Raw genomic sequence first — 14692 nt, forward strand, 5'->3', positions numbered from 1 at the left:
CCTACGCCCGGGTCGCCGATGAGTACAGGGTTGTTTTTTGTTCTGCGTGTAAGTACCTGTAAGATACGGCGTATTTCATCGTCCCGGCCAATAACCGGATCGAGCTTGCCTTCAGATGCCATCTTATTAAGATTATTTGCAAAACGGTCAAGTGCCTGGTAAGTGTCCTCGGCAGTTTGGCTTTTGATATTTTCGCCTTTGTGGAGCTCTTGTATAGCCTTAATGAGATCAGCTTCTTTTAATCCGCTGTCTTTCAGCATTTGTCCAACCTGATCTTTGGCCGATGCCATGGCTGTAACGATATGTTCGAGGGCCACATATTGGTCCTTCATTTTATTGGCCACAGTCAGTGCATGGTTTAAAGTCTGCTGGGTGTCATTGGATAAATAGGGCTGCGCTTCGTTTTCAACTTTTGGGTATGATTCTAATATTCGGTCGGTAACCTGCTTAATTTGCTCCAGGTTTGCACCGCTTTTGCCAGCAAGAAAGCTTACTACCGACTCACCTTTATTCAATATGGCCCTGAATAGGTGCCCATTCTCAACGGCTTGTTGCCCGTTGGTTGTGGCGAGTGAAACAGCTTCCTGTATGGCTTCCTGTGCTTTTATAGTAAATTTATTGAAATCCATTAATTTTTCCTCCTTGATTAGTTTATTTCTGGTGTGTCAAATCCTTTGCCAATGGAAAAATCAGTGTTTTGTGTGTCATAATGGCATATTTTGAAGCGTTTCTGGTGACTTTTTGTCTTGTTTGTCTGTGTTTTTTACTATGATTAACGTGGATACAATAAAATGTATTTTTCAATAGTCTTTTTGGTCAACTATTTTAATACGGAATTGTTATGCTCTTAGACTAAAAAAACAAACATTATGGCAAATCTTGAAACCATTTACCTTGGACTTAAACTAAAGAATCCGATTGTTGCTGCAAGCTCAGAAATGACGGGCAGTGTAGAAGATATACAGAAACTTGAAAAAGCCGGAGCCGGAGCCGTTGTTTTGAAATCTTTATTTGAAGAGGAGATTCAGATGGAGATGGAGCAAATGCAGCAACAGATGACCGGCAAGCCTTACATTTATCCGGAAACCATGGATTACATGGATGAGCCGGTGGAAGAAGATCAGGTGCGGAAGTATTTGCGGTTGATTAAAGAAGCGAAATCAGCTGTTAATATTCCGATTATTGCCAGTATCAACTGTGTTTCATCACAAAAGTGGACTTATTTAGCTTCCGAAATCGAAAAGGCAGGTGCTGATGCTATTGAGCTTAATATGTTCATTTTACCTACAGATTTCTCGCGCTCATCGGTTGATAATGAAAAAATCTACCATGATGTGGTGAATCATGTGAGTTCGGAAATTGATATTCCCGTAGCTGCAAAAGTAAGTTATTACTTTTCTGATTTGGGTCCGGCTTTGCGAAGGCTTTCGGAGACACGTATCAGCGGATTAACACTTTTTAACCGTTTCTTTGCACCCGATATTGATATTGACGACATGAAAGTTACCAACGGGCACGTTTTAAGTAGCCCTTCGGATATACATTTATCGTTGAGATGGGTGGCTATCATGGCCAATCGTGTGGAGTGTGATATTGCTGCCACAACAGGTGTACATTCGGGAAGCGACGTGGTAAAACAACTACTTGCCGGCGCTGATGTAGTTCAGGTAGCCTCTGTGCTTTACCGTAACGGAGCCACTTATATTACTGAGATGCTGCAGGAAGTTGAGTCCTGGATGGACAAACATAAATATGCTACTGTTGAAGATTTCAGGGGGCGGCTGGCACAGGAAAAAAGTACCAACCCGGCTGCCTGGGAGCGTGCGCAATTTATGCGTCACTTCAGCCATTTTGTTCGACACAAATAAGTTCTTATTATTCAATACAAAACCGGGTTACATTAGCTGTAGGCCGGTTTTTTTTGTGTTTAATCATGTGTCATTTGTTCGATTTTCTATATATTTGTTCGCGCATTGGGCTATTAACTCAGTTGGTTCAGAGTGTTACCTTGACAGGGTAGAAGTCGCTGGTTCGAGTCCAGCATAGCCCACAACAGCGGGTCACTTTTCAGGTGATCCGTTTTTTTGTATGTTTTATTTTGATGGCTTAAAATATTTTTGTTACCCCTATGTGGCCTTGTGTCATGTTTTAAGCCATTAGCATCAAAATCGCACTTGCTTTGTTGAATACAATAGATACGTTAATTTTGCCAAATGAATTTAGTTAAATCCACCTTCTTTACGCACCAGTTTAAAAATGGCGTAAGACTTATTCACTTACCGTCGACCTCTTCTGTTGCGCATTGCGGTGTGGTGATTAATACCGGAACTCGCGATGAACTCCCTAATGAGCATGGAATGGCCCATTTGCTGGAGCATATGGCATTTAAGGGTACAAAAAACCGCAAGGCCTTCCACATCATAGGCAGAATTGAGGATGTGGGTGGTGAGATCGATGCTTATACCACCAAGGAGTTGACCTGTTTTTATACTTCATTTCTTAATCGCCATTATAAGCGCACCTTCGAGCTTTTGGCCGATATTACGTTTAATGCTGTGTATCCTGAGCGGGAGCTTGAGAAAGAGAAAAATGTTGTGCTAGAAGAAATTCAAATGTATAACGATAGTCCTTCAGAGCTTATTTTTGACGATTTTGAAGAAGCACTTTTCTCACATCACCCCATTGGTAGAAATATCCTTGGGACTCCTGAATCTGTTAAGGCCATAAACCGGGAAGACATCAGAAATTTCAGAAGCCGGATGTACAATACCGACCAAATGGTGATTTGTTCGGTAGGTAACATTAAACCGGAGCAACTTGTAAAATGGGGTGAATACTATTTTGAATCGCAACCCGAATCTATCAGAGAAGTACGGCGAACTGCAGTAGGAGGGAGCAATCTTTTTAGCACAACAGTTGATAAAGATACTAACCAGGCACACTGTATCACGGGTATTGAAGCATATCACCATGCACATCAAAAGCGTTATACGCTGCGGTTAATTGCCAATATGCTTGCCGGTCCGGCTATGAATACCAGGCTAAATCGAGATATGCGCGAGAATAAAGGACTTGTTTACCATGTGGAGGCTTTTTATGCTGCGTATTCTGACTCGGGTTTACTGGGCATTTATTTCGGTACCGATAAAGCTAAAGTAGACCGTTCGCTGGCTGCCATCGCGCGTGCTTTTAAGAAACTCAGGGAACACAAACCCGGAACTTTACAAATGTCGAGGGCCCGGAATCAATTAATGGGACAAATTGCCATAGCATCTGAGAATTCGAGTAACAGAATGCTGGCAATGGGGAAAAATATGCTGTTTTTTAATACCTCCAACACAACCAGGGAAATTATTGACCGCATCGATCGAATAACTGCAGATGATGTATGGGAAGTAAGTAATGAATTATTGCATCCCGATAAATTTTCCACTTTAATTTACAAGTGATGTTTAATAATGACTTTAATAAATTAGAGACTTATATACGGCAGCATTGCGAGCCTGAAAGTGAATTGCTGGCTGAGCTGGATCGTCAGACCCATTTGAAAGTTTTGCGTCCGCGAATGCTTTCCGGTCATGTGCAGGGCAGGGTATTGGCAATGCTGAGTAAGATGATCGCCCCACAATATATTTTTGAAATAGGAACTTTTACGGGTTATTCAGCCATTTGCCTCGCCGAAGGGTTAAAGAGTGAGGGGCGTTTAATTACCTGTGACCCTAATGATGAGTTGGCATCATTTACCCAAAGTTTTATTAACCGTGCCCCGGATGCCGGAAAAATTGATTATCGGATAGCTGATGCTCGTGCTTTAATCAAAGAGTTTGATTTGATGTTTGACCTCGTTTTTATTGACGGAGATAAACGTCAATATCCGGAATATTATGAAATGATTGTGCCTTACGTGCGCCAGGGGGGCTACATTATTGCCGATAATGTGCTGTGGAATGAAAAAGTAGTTGATGCCTCGGCAAATGACGATGAATATACGCATGGCGTGCTTACATATAATAAAATGGTTACAAAGGATCCTGGGGTAGAAAATGTTGTTTTTCCTTTTCGCGACGGACTGATGGTTGCAAGAAAGAAATAATTTAATTGATGTAGAAAAAAGTTCCCAATCCCGTTGTAAATACCATATTCCCATAAATTGCATGTTCAAGGCTGATGCCTAATAAAGAGCGATGTCGACTGTAAATAATTGATAAAATTACTCCTGCCGCTAGCGAGAAAACAAGAGCTACAATGTTTTCGAAAATAATATGCATGAACGAAAATGCTACACCGCTGGCAATAATCATTGCAGTGTTTGATGGGAAAAGCGGTTGGTATCTGTGGAAAAAGAATGTTCTGTATATTAACTCCTGCGGAATTACCGACCAAGCCGGATACATGAGCATTATAACGGCCCAAAGCCATGTGGTATTTTTGGGTAAAAAGAATAACTGATCCGGTGCAATGAAGTACGTAGCTGCCACAAGTATTATAAAAACACCTGCACTTCTCAGCAGCATGTGCTTATAGCTTTTAAAACCATTGAGACCTATCTCCTGCCTGTTAAATGATTTGTCAAATACCAATAAGGCTATAGTGTATAAGGCGCCAAATATTAGTGGAATGATTTTATGAAAAGGGAAAAGGTCATAATAATAGGCCGTTGGTATACCTATAAATAAAGTGACCAGTTCTATTGCACGTAATAATTTACTCTTCAATGCAATTGGTTGTTCCATATCATTTAAACAAACTATCGTTTGTTAAGTTTTTAGTTTGTTAATTGTTGAAAAATTATATAGTTATAACATAAGTTTTCATGATATTGCTAATATTTTATAAGGATGTTTGTGTTATTCTCAATAAATATATCTAAATGTTAAATATACAGGAAGTTAATTGATGGCGTTATTGTTTTGTTAAATATTTTTAGTTATGCCATGGTGTAAATATATTTGATTTAGTAATTAACTAAAAATACATTATTATGAATACAAAATTATTATTTCTAGCAATGGTTGCCTTTTTGATGGCATTTCAGGCTTGTGAAAAAGACGAAGAAGAAGATAATGATTCAACCGAGACCGTTCAGGATAGCTATTTTAATATCGAAGGGGCTCAATTCCAGAGTGGATCTATGCCTTCAGAATCAGGAGGGCCGGAAATTGCAAATTTATCTGGTAACGACAACGTGCTTGCAGGAGGCGGGAACCCTGTGTCAATAGAAACATCAGGCGATGCTTCAGAAGTTATTATTGGTGTTGACGGCGCAGATGGCTATTTTACTTATCCGGTAAGTAGCATGAAAAGTGTAGAAGATTTAGTGCTTATTTACCTGCTTTTTACGCAGGAAATTGAAGGTACTTTCACAATAGTTTTTGCCCTTGTCAATGTGGATGGTAACGTTGGTACTTATCAAAATATAGAGGTCCAAACCGTTGAAGCCGGAACCGGTCAGTTTCAGGTAAACCTTTCATGGGATCAGCCTAATGATATGGATTTACACCTTATAGAACCTAACGGTGAAGAAATTTATTACAGTAACAGTTTATCGGATAATGGCGGTTTTCTCGATATAGATAGTAACGCCGGATGTTCTATTGATGGTACAAATAGTGAAAATATCACCTATGGTGATACAGCAATTGTTGAGGCTGGAACTTATACTGTGATTGTTGACAGGTGGAGTAATTGCAATGTTACTGCCACTACAAATTTTTCTGTAACAGCTACACTTAACGGTGAATTGGTAAGTGGTAATAACCCTTATTATGCTTCATGGGCGTCTGATTATACTAATGATCAGTATGTTGAGGTTATGACCATTGATGTTAATTCATCTATGATGAAAAATTATAGAAGTGTATTGCAATTTGATTATGGTAAATTTGAGAAGAAGAGAAATTTAAGTCCTCAAAAAACACAATAATATTTATTTAGTGTAATATAAGGCTTTCCAATTCAGGGAGGCCTTGTTTATATTGAATGAATTTTAAGTTAAGGTTCAAGTGTGTAATTAGCTATTATGCTGTTATTTATCTGTTAAATATTTTTTTTATTATATTTTAATTAATAGTTTCGGGTATTAATAACTTTAAATATTGTATTATGAAAATGAAGACTTTACTAATCGGTTTTTTGGCTACAGCCATGATTTTTGTTGCCTGTGAAAAAGATGAAGAAGATGACAACACACAATTGAATGAAGATGGTTTAACCCAGGATATTACAGATCTCGTACCGCAAGACATCCTTGACGAGATGGAGGATCTGGGATTGCAAATCAATGGGGGAGGAAATCCACCATCATTAGAGAATACTTACCTTGCAAGCCCATTTATACTACAAAGTAGCAATATTTCTACGGATTATGTTGGTATGACGTTTCCTGATTTTTATGCCACTTTTGAGGAACAGGATAACAATAACCTGACTATTGAATATAGCTATGAAAATGGCAGCGAGAGTGGATCAGGCCTTGGTGGTTTTATTGTTGGCGAGGACAATGACTTTACTGTGTTTGTGGGTGTAACTTCTGAAAACTATTATGGGGAACTGGCTGAAAATGTACAGGTTATTTCCGGTACACTTGCATCAGATCATATTGTCGATCTTCAGGCAGCCCTTTTTATGATAGATAATAACGGAAACCCAAGCGGAGCATGGATTGAGAACGGACAGGGACGTGTAATTTACGATGAAGATGGGGAGTCTCCAGTTGTTGCTTCCGGTAAAAGCAGTATTTCAACCGAACTTACAAAGTCGGTTTTATCGAGAATTAAGAAGTAGGTTTTTCTATAACAGTGATTATTAATGGTATGTAATTCAGAAAGGTCTCTCGATATAGAGAGGCCTTTTTTAATGTGATTTTTCAATAAGTGCACCAATTTTATTAAGCAGTACCTTCTTATTGACCGGTTTTGCTACATAATCGTTACATCCTGCGTCAAGACTTTTACTTTTATCTTCAACCATGGCATTAGCTGTTTGTGCAAGTATGGGCAGGTCTTTGTTGAACTCACGAATTTTTCTGGTTGCTTCATAACCATCCATAACCGGCATTTGTATATCCATTAAAACAACATCGATTTTACTGTTGTTTTTCACAAAGTTCACTGCTTCTTTACCGTCGGTTGCATGTTCAATCTGGGCATTGGTCTTTTTTAGTAACTGTTCCAGAAAAAGGTAGTTGTTGGTATCGTCTTCTACAACCAATATTTTTTTGCCTGACCAATCCGGGTAAACTGCTTTTTTCTCGGGTATATTCAGTTTATTATCCTGCTCTTTTTTCACAGGTGTATAAGGTATGGTAAAGGAGAAAGTGGAGCCTACGCCCGGCTTTGATTTTACTTTCATTTCTCCACCAATTAAATCGACGAGTGCTTTGGCTATGGTTAAACCTAAACCTGTACCTCCGTAGCTTTGTTGTCCTTCTGTGTGGGATTGGTAGAAACGCTCAAAAATCCTTTCTTGCTCCTGTTCCTCGATGCCAATTCCGGTGTCTTTAACAAAAAACTCCAGTTTATCATTAGCCTTTTGAACGCCAATTTCAATATAACCTTTTCTGGTGAATTTTATGGCATTATATATCAGGTTCGACAATACGTGCTGTACTTCTTTTTTGGCCAGAATCACATGGTTAGCATAGCTTGTTAGTTTATTTTGTAGACGTAAAGAAACCTGATCATTACGGTTCATTAGGTAGCCATGGAAAAAAATCATTAAATCATTGAAGAAGTTGTCTACGGTTACTTCCTGTTCCCTGATTTTTATATCACCCGATTCAATGCGCGAAATATTTACTACATCATCAATAATACTTAGAAGCTGATTGGCCGAATTAATAATGAAGTCTATGTAGCTTGTGCGCTCTTTTTCAGACATTTCTTCGTGCTTGATGAGCTCTGAGAATCCCAGTATTCCATTCATTGGAGTGCGAATTTCGTGGCTGAGGTTTTCCAGAAATTTGCTCTTTAGACTATCAGCCTTTTCTGCTTCCTCTTTGGCTTTAAGTAGCTCTTGCTCGTACTTTTTACGATTACTAATATCCATAAGAATACCACGCAGGCCTACCGGCTCTGCATCCTTAAATACGACGCTTATGCTTGCCAGAATTGATAGTTTCTTTCCAGTACGGGTGGTAACATCATATTCACGGTTGATGCTTGTTTTTTCCTTTACCCTGAAGTTTTCGAAGCGTTTTTTAATGAGCGCTTTATCGTCGGGTTCAAAAAGGTTAAATACTGAAAGCCCCTTGCGTATATGTGATTCGCTAAATTCAAAGTGTTCGAGTGCCTGCTTGTTAGCATAAAGTACATTTCCGTTAAGATCTGTTTCTACCAGCATTTCAGGCAGTAAGTTAGCCAATGTACGGAATCGTTCTTCACTGTGGCGTATTCTTTCCTGCGCCTCAACGCTTATAGAGATATCTTCGATGGTTACAAAGACCCCATGTACCTCTTTTTCACTGAGTGTATAGTGATTAAAAAAGGCTCTCGCATATATCGGTTTGTCAGCTTTTTTGAATGTGAGCTTGCCTTCATATCTTGTATCGTTTCCCTGAAGCGATGCCTTTAATTTCTGAATAAATTCGCTTTCGATTAATAATGTTGAAAGATTTCTTGTTTTTAGTTCTTCTTCATCGGTACTTGCGAAATTTTGAAAGGCCTGATTTGCCATTTGTATGCTGCCATCATTATTTAGTGCCACAATTCCAAGTGGAGAGTTATGAAAAATGCTGGAAAATTGCAGGTTTGCTTCAAGTGTTTGGCTTTGAAGCCGTTTGCGCTCATTGATCTCTCTCCTTAAAGAACGCGTTCTGAATTCAACTTCTTTTTTGAGTTGTTTGTTATGCCTTATGCGCTGCATGTAAAGATTAATGAGCAGCGTTATAATAATAAGGGCAAGAATGGCCAGTATGATCAATAAGTTTGTACGGTTTCTTTCTTTATTGAGCCTTAGTTCGCTTAACTCATTTTGTTGTTTCAGTGCTTTATTTTCTAGCCTGGTTTGTTTTGTATTATAGGTGTATTGAAGCTGTTCAAGTTTTGAGTGTATGTTTTTTGAGTTTATACTGTCTTTGGCTTCCAGTGCATAATTACTATATTTTAAAGCCTCTTCTAACTGATTATTTTCTGCGTATGTTTTAGCAAGCTGCTTGCTGATGGAGAGTAAAATATCGTAGTTCTTAATTTGGCTGGCAATTTTATATGCCTTTAAATACCAGCCTATTGCATTTTTGTGATCATTTTGCTCCCTGAAAATATCACCCAGGTTGAGTAATATTGTTGGCACCTGGTTTTGTATGTCTAAAGAATCTGCAATATTCAGTGCTTTGTTGAGGTATTTAATGGCGCTGGCATAGTTGTTTCTATTTATGTGTACAGCGGCTACATTATTATAGCCACTGATGAGTAGCTCTTGTTTGTTGTTTTTTTCTCTGATCCTGATGCTTTTCTGAAAAAAATCCATAGCCATCTCCAGGTCATTGAGCTTATAATAAACCTGACCAAGATTATTGTAATTAGAAGATGCTTCAAATGTATGTCCAAGGTCTTTTCTTATTGCCAACGATCTTTCCAGCAATTCGAGCGCTTTTTCATATTTGCCCTGGTGGGTGTAAATAACGCCCAGGTTATTGAGGGTTTTGGCAATGCCGGCCGAGTCCTTAATTTTTTCCTGCAACCGTAGTACTTTTAAATCATACTCAAGTGCGTTGGGTATATTGTTTAAATACCAATAGGCATCGCCAATTGTATGCAGTGCTTCAATTTGCAGTAATGTATCCTGTGGATAGTTTTTAGCAATTTTTTGTGCTTTTTCTGCATATTCAAAACTGAGATAAGCGTTTCTTTTCCAATAATAGCGCGATATTTCACTATAGGTATGTAGTAGCTCCCTGCCCTGAACAGTGTCTGCAACCTTACGCAAGCTGTCGATGTTCTGCCCTGTCAGCATTGTGGCCGATAGACAAAACAGAATTGTTATTTGAAACAGTTTGCGCACTAATGTTTTCATTTTTGTTAAAGTTAGGTCTTTTCAATATATTTTAAAAATTTTGAATCTCTTTTTGTTTGGCTTGCTTTGTCCATTTTTCCGGTACCAGTTGCCAATTTATCTCTGTATCTATCCGCACAGAGTCATGATTGTTAAAGTATTTCATCATGATGTTTTTTATGGGGACTTCAGATAACAATACATTTCTTTCTTTTAGCGTTTCGAGGTCAATGCCTGCACCAGCAGGCATATGGCCGCCACCTCCAACCATACGGTATGAATTCAGTGCTACCCTGACAGTATCTTCTGATTTGAAATCTTTCTTTCCATCCACTTGCGTAATGGTCACTCTATTGCCTGGTTTCTGCGTTACATCTATTTTGTAGTGAATACCAAGGGCAGAACTGAAATTATAATAGGGAGCATCCAGGTGGCCCTTTTCGTTGTAATTTAATAAATTGTCTGATTTGTTTTGCATAGTATTGAACCAACTACTAACTCCATGTTCCAGAAACCTGTCAATTTCACCTGCGGTCATATTCATTTCAGCCAGGTAGTTTTCATAACGGTAAAGTGCAAAAATATCGCTCCGGTAAATGGTGCCGGTATCAATGCAGGTATAAATTTGGAGCGGAGCCGATAGTGAAACCCGGGCATTAGTTGCCGATAGCTGCACCTGATGTATGAACTGCATAAAAGCCGATGGTCCAAAAAGTGCTTCCTGGGGGCAAAGTTCTGTTCCAAGCCAGCCCACGGGTTCTCTGAAGTATTTTTTTACGGAATCGAGGTAAGTTCCATATTTGTTTTCGTAGCTTTTGTCGGTTTTGTATTGCGAAAGATCGACAATTTGTGGTGTAATAGATTCAATGCGTTTGTTTTTATTGTCGTAAACCAACTCTGCCGAACCAATCCATTTGGCGTGACTCCCCCCGTTTATTACAGTAACGGTGTCGTTCTCAGTGTTGACCACCTTTTTTATAGTTCTCCGATGATCATGACCGGCAAAAACAATATCGAATCCCGGCACTTCTTTAGCTACGCGAAGGGTTGCGTTTGGGTTCTTATAAGCGCCTTTTTTGAACCCTCCATAAGCCGGGTTAAGTCCTGCATGAAATAAACCTATGATGATGTCCGGCTGATTTTTCTTTATTTCCGGCATCCATTTTTCGGCTGTTTCTACCATATCGGCAAACTTTAAGCCTTTATATAGTTTGTGTGGCAACCAATTGGGGATTCCCGGCGTGAGTATCCCTAAAATAGCAATTTTTACTCCTTTTTTTTCTACTATGGTATAGGGCCTAAAAGCGGGTTTCCCTGTTTTTATGTCAATAATGTTGGCGCCAAGCCATGGAAAAGAGAGTTCTTCTTTTACCTTGTTGTATACTTTGGGTCCGGTTTCAATATCATGATTACCAACGGTGGCTGCATCGTAATGCAGGTCACCCAATATGCGAACCATAATGTTTTTATGCACAGTATCTACAAAATTTGAATAATATGCTGTAGGTGTGCCCTGCAAAATATCGCCATTGTCGAGCAGTAAAATTTCTCCGTTTTGCTGACGTTGCTGTTTTATATACTGAGCTACCTGGCCCATGGATCCGTTTTTTTGCGTGTCGGTTGCAAAATCGTAGTTGAAAAACCTGCCATGCACATCAGTAGTTTCAATTATCTGGATTTTAACTTTTTCGGGGGTGCATGAATAGAAAAACAGCGTTAAGATTATTGTCGCGAACAATGAATGCTTCATGTGTTTATAATTTTGATTTTAGTGGTCATTACCTGTCCCGATGCTAATCGGGATGAACCTCTTATTGTCTGTTCTACAGCTTTTTTTACTTCTTTTTTTGCATTTAATCATGCTCGTGTATGTTAAAAGCTTTAACATGGAGGTTTCATGTGAATTAGGATATGAGTTTTTATCACAGTAAAAATGCACGATATTTTGTACTTTTGCAACTGTTCAAAGAATAAAGCAAAATAAAGATATGACTTCTAGAAGATTATACAGATCAAAAGACCAGATGGTAGCAGGTGTTTGCGCTGGTATTGCTGAATATTTTGGATGGGACAAGGGCGTGGTACGACTTGTTTATTTAATACTATCCGTTTTCAGTGTTGCATTTCCGGGTATCCTGGTTTATATTGTACTTTGGATTGTTATGCCGGAAGATAAGACCGGAAATACAATTTACCTTTAGGAGAACTGTACAACGGTTATGCCAGCACCTCCCAGGTCAATATGTTCGTCTTTGAAACGGGTAATTTCGGGTACTGTGCTAAGGTATTCCCGTACAGCTTTACGCAAAACCCCGTTTCCTTTGCCATGTAATATTTTCACCTCATTTACACCCAGCATTATGGCTTCGTCAATATAATCTGTTATTTCCTGCAGGGCTTCATCCACATATTTACCCCTGATATCTATTCCGGTTTTAAAAGCATGTTGCTTTTCCAGGAGGTTCGACCCTATGTTCGATTTGCCTGAGCTCCTCTGCTGACGGCGCTGAGCCTTTTTGCTGCTTTTGGTAAGTTTGTCTTTCGATACGGAGGTCATCAGTGCACCAAAAGCTACCACAGCGTTTTTGTCATTTATTTCAATAACTTCTCCTACTGTTTCCTGCCCTTCTAGTTTTACCATATCGCCTACATTTATGGTTTTTACGTCGTTCTCTTTTTCTTGTTTTTCAGGCAAATCCACATGGTGCTTTTTTGAAACTTTTTCAAATCCCTTTATGCGCTTATCTATTCGTGATGCCTTCTTAGCTTTTCCGTCTGCTATCTGAGCTTTCCCTTTTTCGAAATCTTTTCTTATCTCCTTTGTTTTTTCTTTGTTTGCCTGTGCTTCCTTAATTTCTCTGATGGTGTTTTCTATGAGTCTGTTCGAGCTGTTTAACGTTTCCTTTGCTTTTGTGCGTGCCTCATTCAGGATTTCATCCTGCATTTTCTTTGTTTTTTCCAGTTCATAGGCCTGCTGCGATAGTAATTTTTCCAGTTCTTTTTCCTGTTTTTTTATTTGGGTGCGTTTTTCATCGTAATATTTTTTATCACGCATAATTTCCCTGAGATGTTTGTCAAAATCGGCCTGGTCTGTTCCTGCTCTGTTGCGTGCATCTTCAATTACGTTTTTGGGCAGACCTGTTTTATGCGCTATTTCTATGGCAAAAGAGCTTCCGGGTTTGCCGGTTTCAAGTTTATAAACCGGTTCTATTTTACCGGAGTCAAAGAGCATGGCTCCGTTTACTAAACCCTCGTTGTTGGCTGCGTAGTGTTTGAGGTTGCTGTAATGTGTAGTTATTACACCATATAAGCCACTTTGCCGGAACTGGTCAAGTACAGCTTCAGCAATGGCGCCACCTATTACCGGTTCTGTTCCGCTTCCAAATTCATCCACGAGAATCAGGGTCTGGTTATCGGCATTGCGCAGCATGTGCTTCATATGCATCAGATGTGAGCTGTAGGTGCTGAGGTCATTGTCGATGGATTGGTCATCGCCAATATCAATATGTACTTGTTTGAATATGCCTCCTGTGGCATCCTGCGATACTGGTAAAAGCAGGCCGCATTGCAACATAAATTGCAGTAATCCCGCTGTTTTCATTGCCACTGATTTACCCCCGGCATTTGGTCCGGAAATCAGCAGTATTCTTTGCTGCTCATTGAGTATGATGTCGTTGGCAATAACTTTTCGTTCGCTATTTTTGAACGAGAATAGTAAAAGCGGGTTTAGTGCTTTTCTGAAAAACATAATGGGTGTATTGTCCACCGGGATTTGTATGGCCTGCATCTCTTTGGCGAGTATTGCTTTGGCCCGTATAAAATCAAAGATAGCCAGTTTATTATAGAAATCTATTAAATCTGGAATGTAGGGCCTGACATCGTCGGCCAAATCTCTTAAGATTTTGATTATTTCTCTCTTTTCGCGGTATTCGGCATCTCTAATTTCATTATTGATTTCAATAATTGCCTGTGGCTCGATATAAACTGTTTTTCCCGAGGTGGATTCATCGTGTACAATTCCATTAATTTTACGTCTGAAAGAACTTTTAACCGGGAGCATCAATCTGCCTTCACGCACAACAACCTGGGCTTCGTCGTCGGCATAGCCTTTTTGGATTGCATCTTTAAGAACCGTGCGCATTTGTTTTGAAACACGGCCTCGTTCATTGTCGAGAAAATTTCTTATTTGTTGTAATTCAGCAGATGCATTGTCTTTAATACGACCTGCACTTGTAATAATGCGGTCTATTCGCTCAAAGAGGTAGGGGAAAACCTCAAAGCTGGCCGCAAGCCGTGCCAGTTCCGGATACTTTTGGCCCAATTCGCCTGAAAACCATTTGTGAATGGCACGCATGGTTTGAAGCGATTTTCTCAGTTTTACTACCTCTTCTGTTTCGGGGAACATGCCTTCGGGTTTGAGCCTTTTAAGCATTGGCCTCAGATCGTGGTAATTATCAACCGGAAAGCTTTTGTCTTCATTGAAAAGCGATTTGTATTCTGCAGTTTGTTCGAGCCAAAGTTTAACTGATTTGTAATTGTTCGAAAACTGCATTTTCAGCACTAGCTCTCGTCCAAGCTCACTCAGGCAGTAGCCTTTTAATTTTTCTCTTATGGTATCGAACCCTAATTTTTGTTCTATATTTTGAGGATAGTTCACAAGTATGGTCTCCAGTGTTTATGTTTCAGGTGCAAAATTAGGAAA

11 protein-coding genes and 1 tRNA gene are annotated in these 14692 nt (G+C 39.4%); 7 read left to right on the forward strand and 5 right to left on the reverse strand.

Annotated elements, in window-relative coordinates; genetic code table 11:
- On the reverse strand, nucleotides 1-629 hold a 629-nt coding region (locus VJ937_RS13400), incomplete at its 3' end, for a Clp protease N-terminal domain-containing protein (RefSeq protein WP_324067874.1).
- Between the two features lie 240 nt (nucleotides 630-869).
- Between VJ937_RS13400 and VJ937_RS13405 the strand changes: the two genes are divergently transcribed.
- The 4 genes from VJ937_RS13405 (at nucleotide 870) to VJ937_RS13420 (ending at nucleotide 4093) form a co-directional block, all read left to right on the forward strand.
- The gene (locus VJ937_RS13405; protein WP_324067876.1) at nucleotides 870-1868 is read left to right on the forward strand and encodes a dihydroorotate dehydrogenase-like protein; all 999 of its coding nucleotides are present in this window, start codon (nucleotides 870-872) and stop codon (nucleotides 1866-1868) included.
- A gap of 107 nt (nucleotides 1869-1975) precedes the next feature.
- Nucleotides 1976-2050, forward strand: a tRNA-Val gene (locus VJ937_RS13410).
- Between the two features lie 163 nt (nucleotides 2051-2213).
- Entirely contained in the window at nucleotides 2214-3449 is a 1236-nt protein-coding gene (locus VJ937_RS13415) for a pitrilysin family protein (protein ID WP_324067879.1), read from the forward strand.
- The gene (locus tag VJ937_RS13420; RefSeq protein WP_324067881.1) at nucleotides 3449-4093 is read left to right on the forward strand and encodes an O-methyltransferase; all 645 of its coding nucleotides are present in this window, start codon (nucleotides 3449-3451) and stop codon (nucleotides 4091-4093) included. The genes VJ937_RS13415 and VJ937_RS13420 overlap by 1 nt, the downstream gene beginning before the upstream one ends.
- 1 nt (nucleotide 4094) lies before the next feature.
- Here the strand turns inward: VJ937_RS13420 and VJ937_RS13425 are convergent, their stop codons facing one another.
- A complete protein-coding gene (locus VJ937_RS13425) occupies nucleotides 4095-4733 on the reverse strand; it encodes a CPBP family intramembrane glutamic endopeptidase (protein ID WP_324067883.1) in 639 nt (212 codons plus the stop codon).
- A gap of 248 nt (nucleotides 4734-4981) precedes the next feature.
- On the opposite strand from VJ937_RS13425, the gene VJ937_RS13430 reads away from it, so the two are divergent.
- Together VJ937_RS13430 and VJ937_RS13435 are read left to right on the forward strand one after the other, a co-directional pair.
- Nucleotides 4982-5923: a hypothetical protein gene (locus tag VJ937_RS13430; protein ID WP_324067885.1), complete on the forward strand. Its 942-nt coding sequence runs from the start codon at nucleotides 4982-4984 to the stop codon at nucleotides 5921-5923.
- 185 nt (nucleotides 5924-6108) lie between these two features.
- A complete protein-coding gene (locus VJ937_RS13435) occupies nucleotides 6109-6783 on the forward strand; it encodes a hypothetical protein (protein WP_157754555.1) in 675 nt (224 codons plus the stop codon).
- Nucleotides 6784-6852: 69 nt separating this feature from the next.
- Here VJ937_RS13435 and VJ937_RS13440 read toward each other — a convergent pair whose 3' ends face one another.
- Nucleotides 6853-10011 (reverse strand): tetratricopeptide repeat protein, encoded by a 3159-nt coding sequence (locus VJ937_RS13440; RefSeq protein WP_324067887.1) that lies wholly within the window; start codon nucleotides 10009-10011, stop codon nucleotides 6853-6855.
- Nucleotides 10012-10042: 31 nt separating this feature from the next.
- Nucleotides 10043-11740, reverse strand: a complete 1698-nt coding sequence (locus VJ937_RS13445) for a bifunctional metallophosphatase/5'-nucleotidase (RefSeq protein ID WP_324067889.1) — start codon at nucleotides 11738-11740, stop codon at nucleotides 10043-10045.
- A gap of 238 nt (nucleotides 11741-11978) precedes the next feature.
- On the opposite strand from VJ937_RS13445, the gene VJ937_RS13450 reads away from it, so the two are divergent.
- Nucleotides 11979-12191: a PspC domain-containing protein gene (locus VJ937_RS13450; protein WP_324067891.1), complete on the forward strand. Its 213-nt coding sequence runs from the start codon at nucleotides 11979-11981 to the stop codon at nucleotides 12189-12191.
- Here VJ937_RS13450 and VJ937_RS13455 read toward each other — a convergent pair.
- A complete protein-coding gene (locus VJ937_RS13455) occupies nucleotides 12188-14647 on the reverse strand; it encodes an endonuclease MutS2 (protein ID WP_324067892.1) in 2460 nt (819 codons plus the stop codon). The two genes, VJ937_RS13450 and VJ937_RS13455, sit on opposite strands and share 4 nt — an antisense overlap.
- Between the last annotated feature and the right edge of the window lie 45 nt (nucleotides 14648-14692).

It is taken from the genome of Salinivirga sp., assembly GCF_035268865.1.
Lineage (GTDB): Bacteria > Bacteroidota > Bacteroidia > Bacteroidales > Salinivirgaceae > Salinivirga.

Coding starts and splice junctions, on each gene's coding strand:
- VJ937_RS13405 (WP_324067876.1), top strand. CDS start 870: ATGGCAAATCTTGAAACCATTTACCTTGGACTTAAACTAAAGAATCCG.
- VJ937_RS13415 (WP_324067879.1), top strand. CDS start 2,214: ATGAATTTAGTTAAATCCACCTTCTTTACGCACCAGTTTAAAAATGGC.
- VJ937_RS13420 (WP_324067881.1), top strand. CDS start 3,449: ATGTTTAATAATGACTTTAATAAATTAGAGACTTATATACGGCAGCAT.
- VJ937_RS13425 (WP_324067883.1), bottom strand. CDS start 4,733: ATGGAACAACCAATTGCATTGAAGAGTAAATTATTACGTGCAATAGAA.
- VJ937_RS13430 (WP_324067885.1), top strand. CDS start 4,982: ATGAATACAAAATTATTATTTCTAGCAATGGTTGCCTTTTTGATGGCA.
- VJ937_RS13435 (WP_157754555.1), top strand. CDS start 6,109: ATGAAGACTTTACTAATCGGTTTTTTGGCTACAGCCATGATTTTTGTT.
- VJ937_RS13440 (WP_324067887.1), bottom strand. CDS start 10,011: ATGAAAACATTAGTGCGCAAACTGTTTCAAATAACAATTCTGTTTTGT.
- VJ937_RS13445 (WP_324067889.1), bottom strand. CDS start 11,740: ATGAAGCATTCATTGTTCGCGACAATAATCTTAACGCTGTTTTTCTAT.
- VJ937_RS13450 (WP_324067891.1), top strand. CDS start 11,979: ATGACTTCTAGAAGATTATACAGATCAAAAGACCAGATGGTAGCAGGT.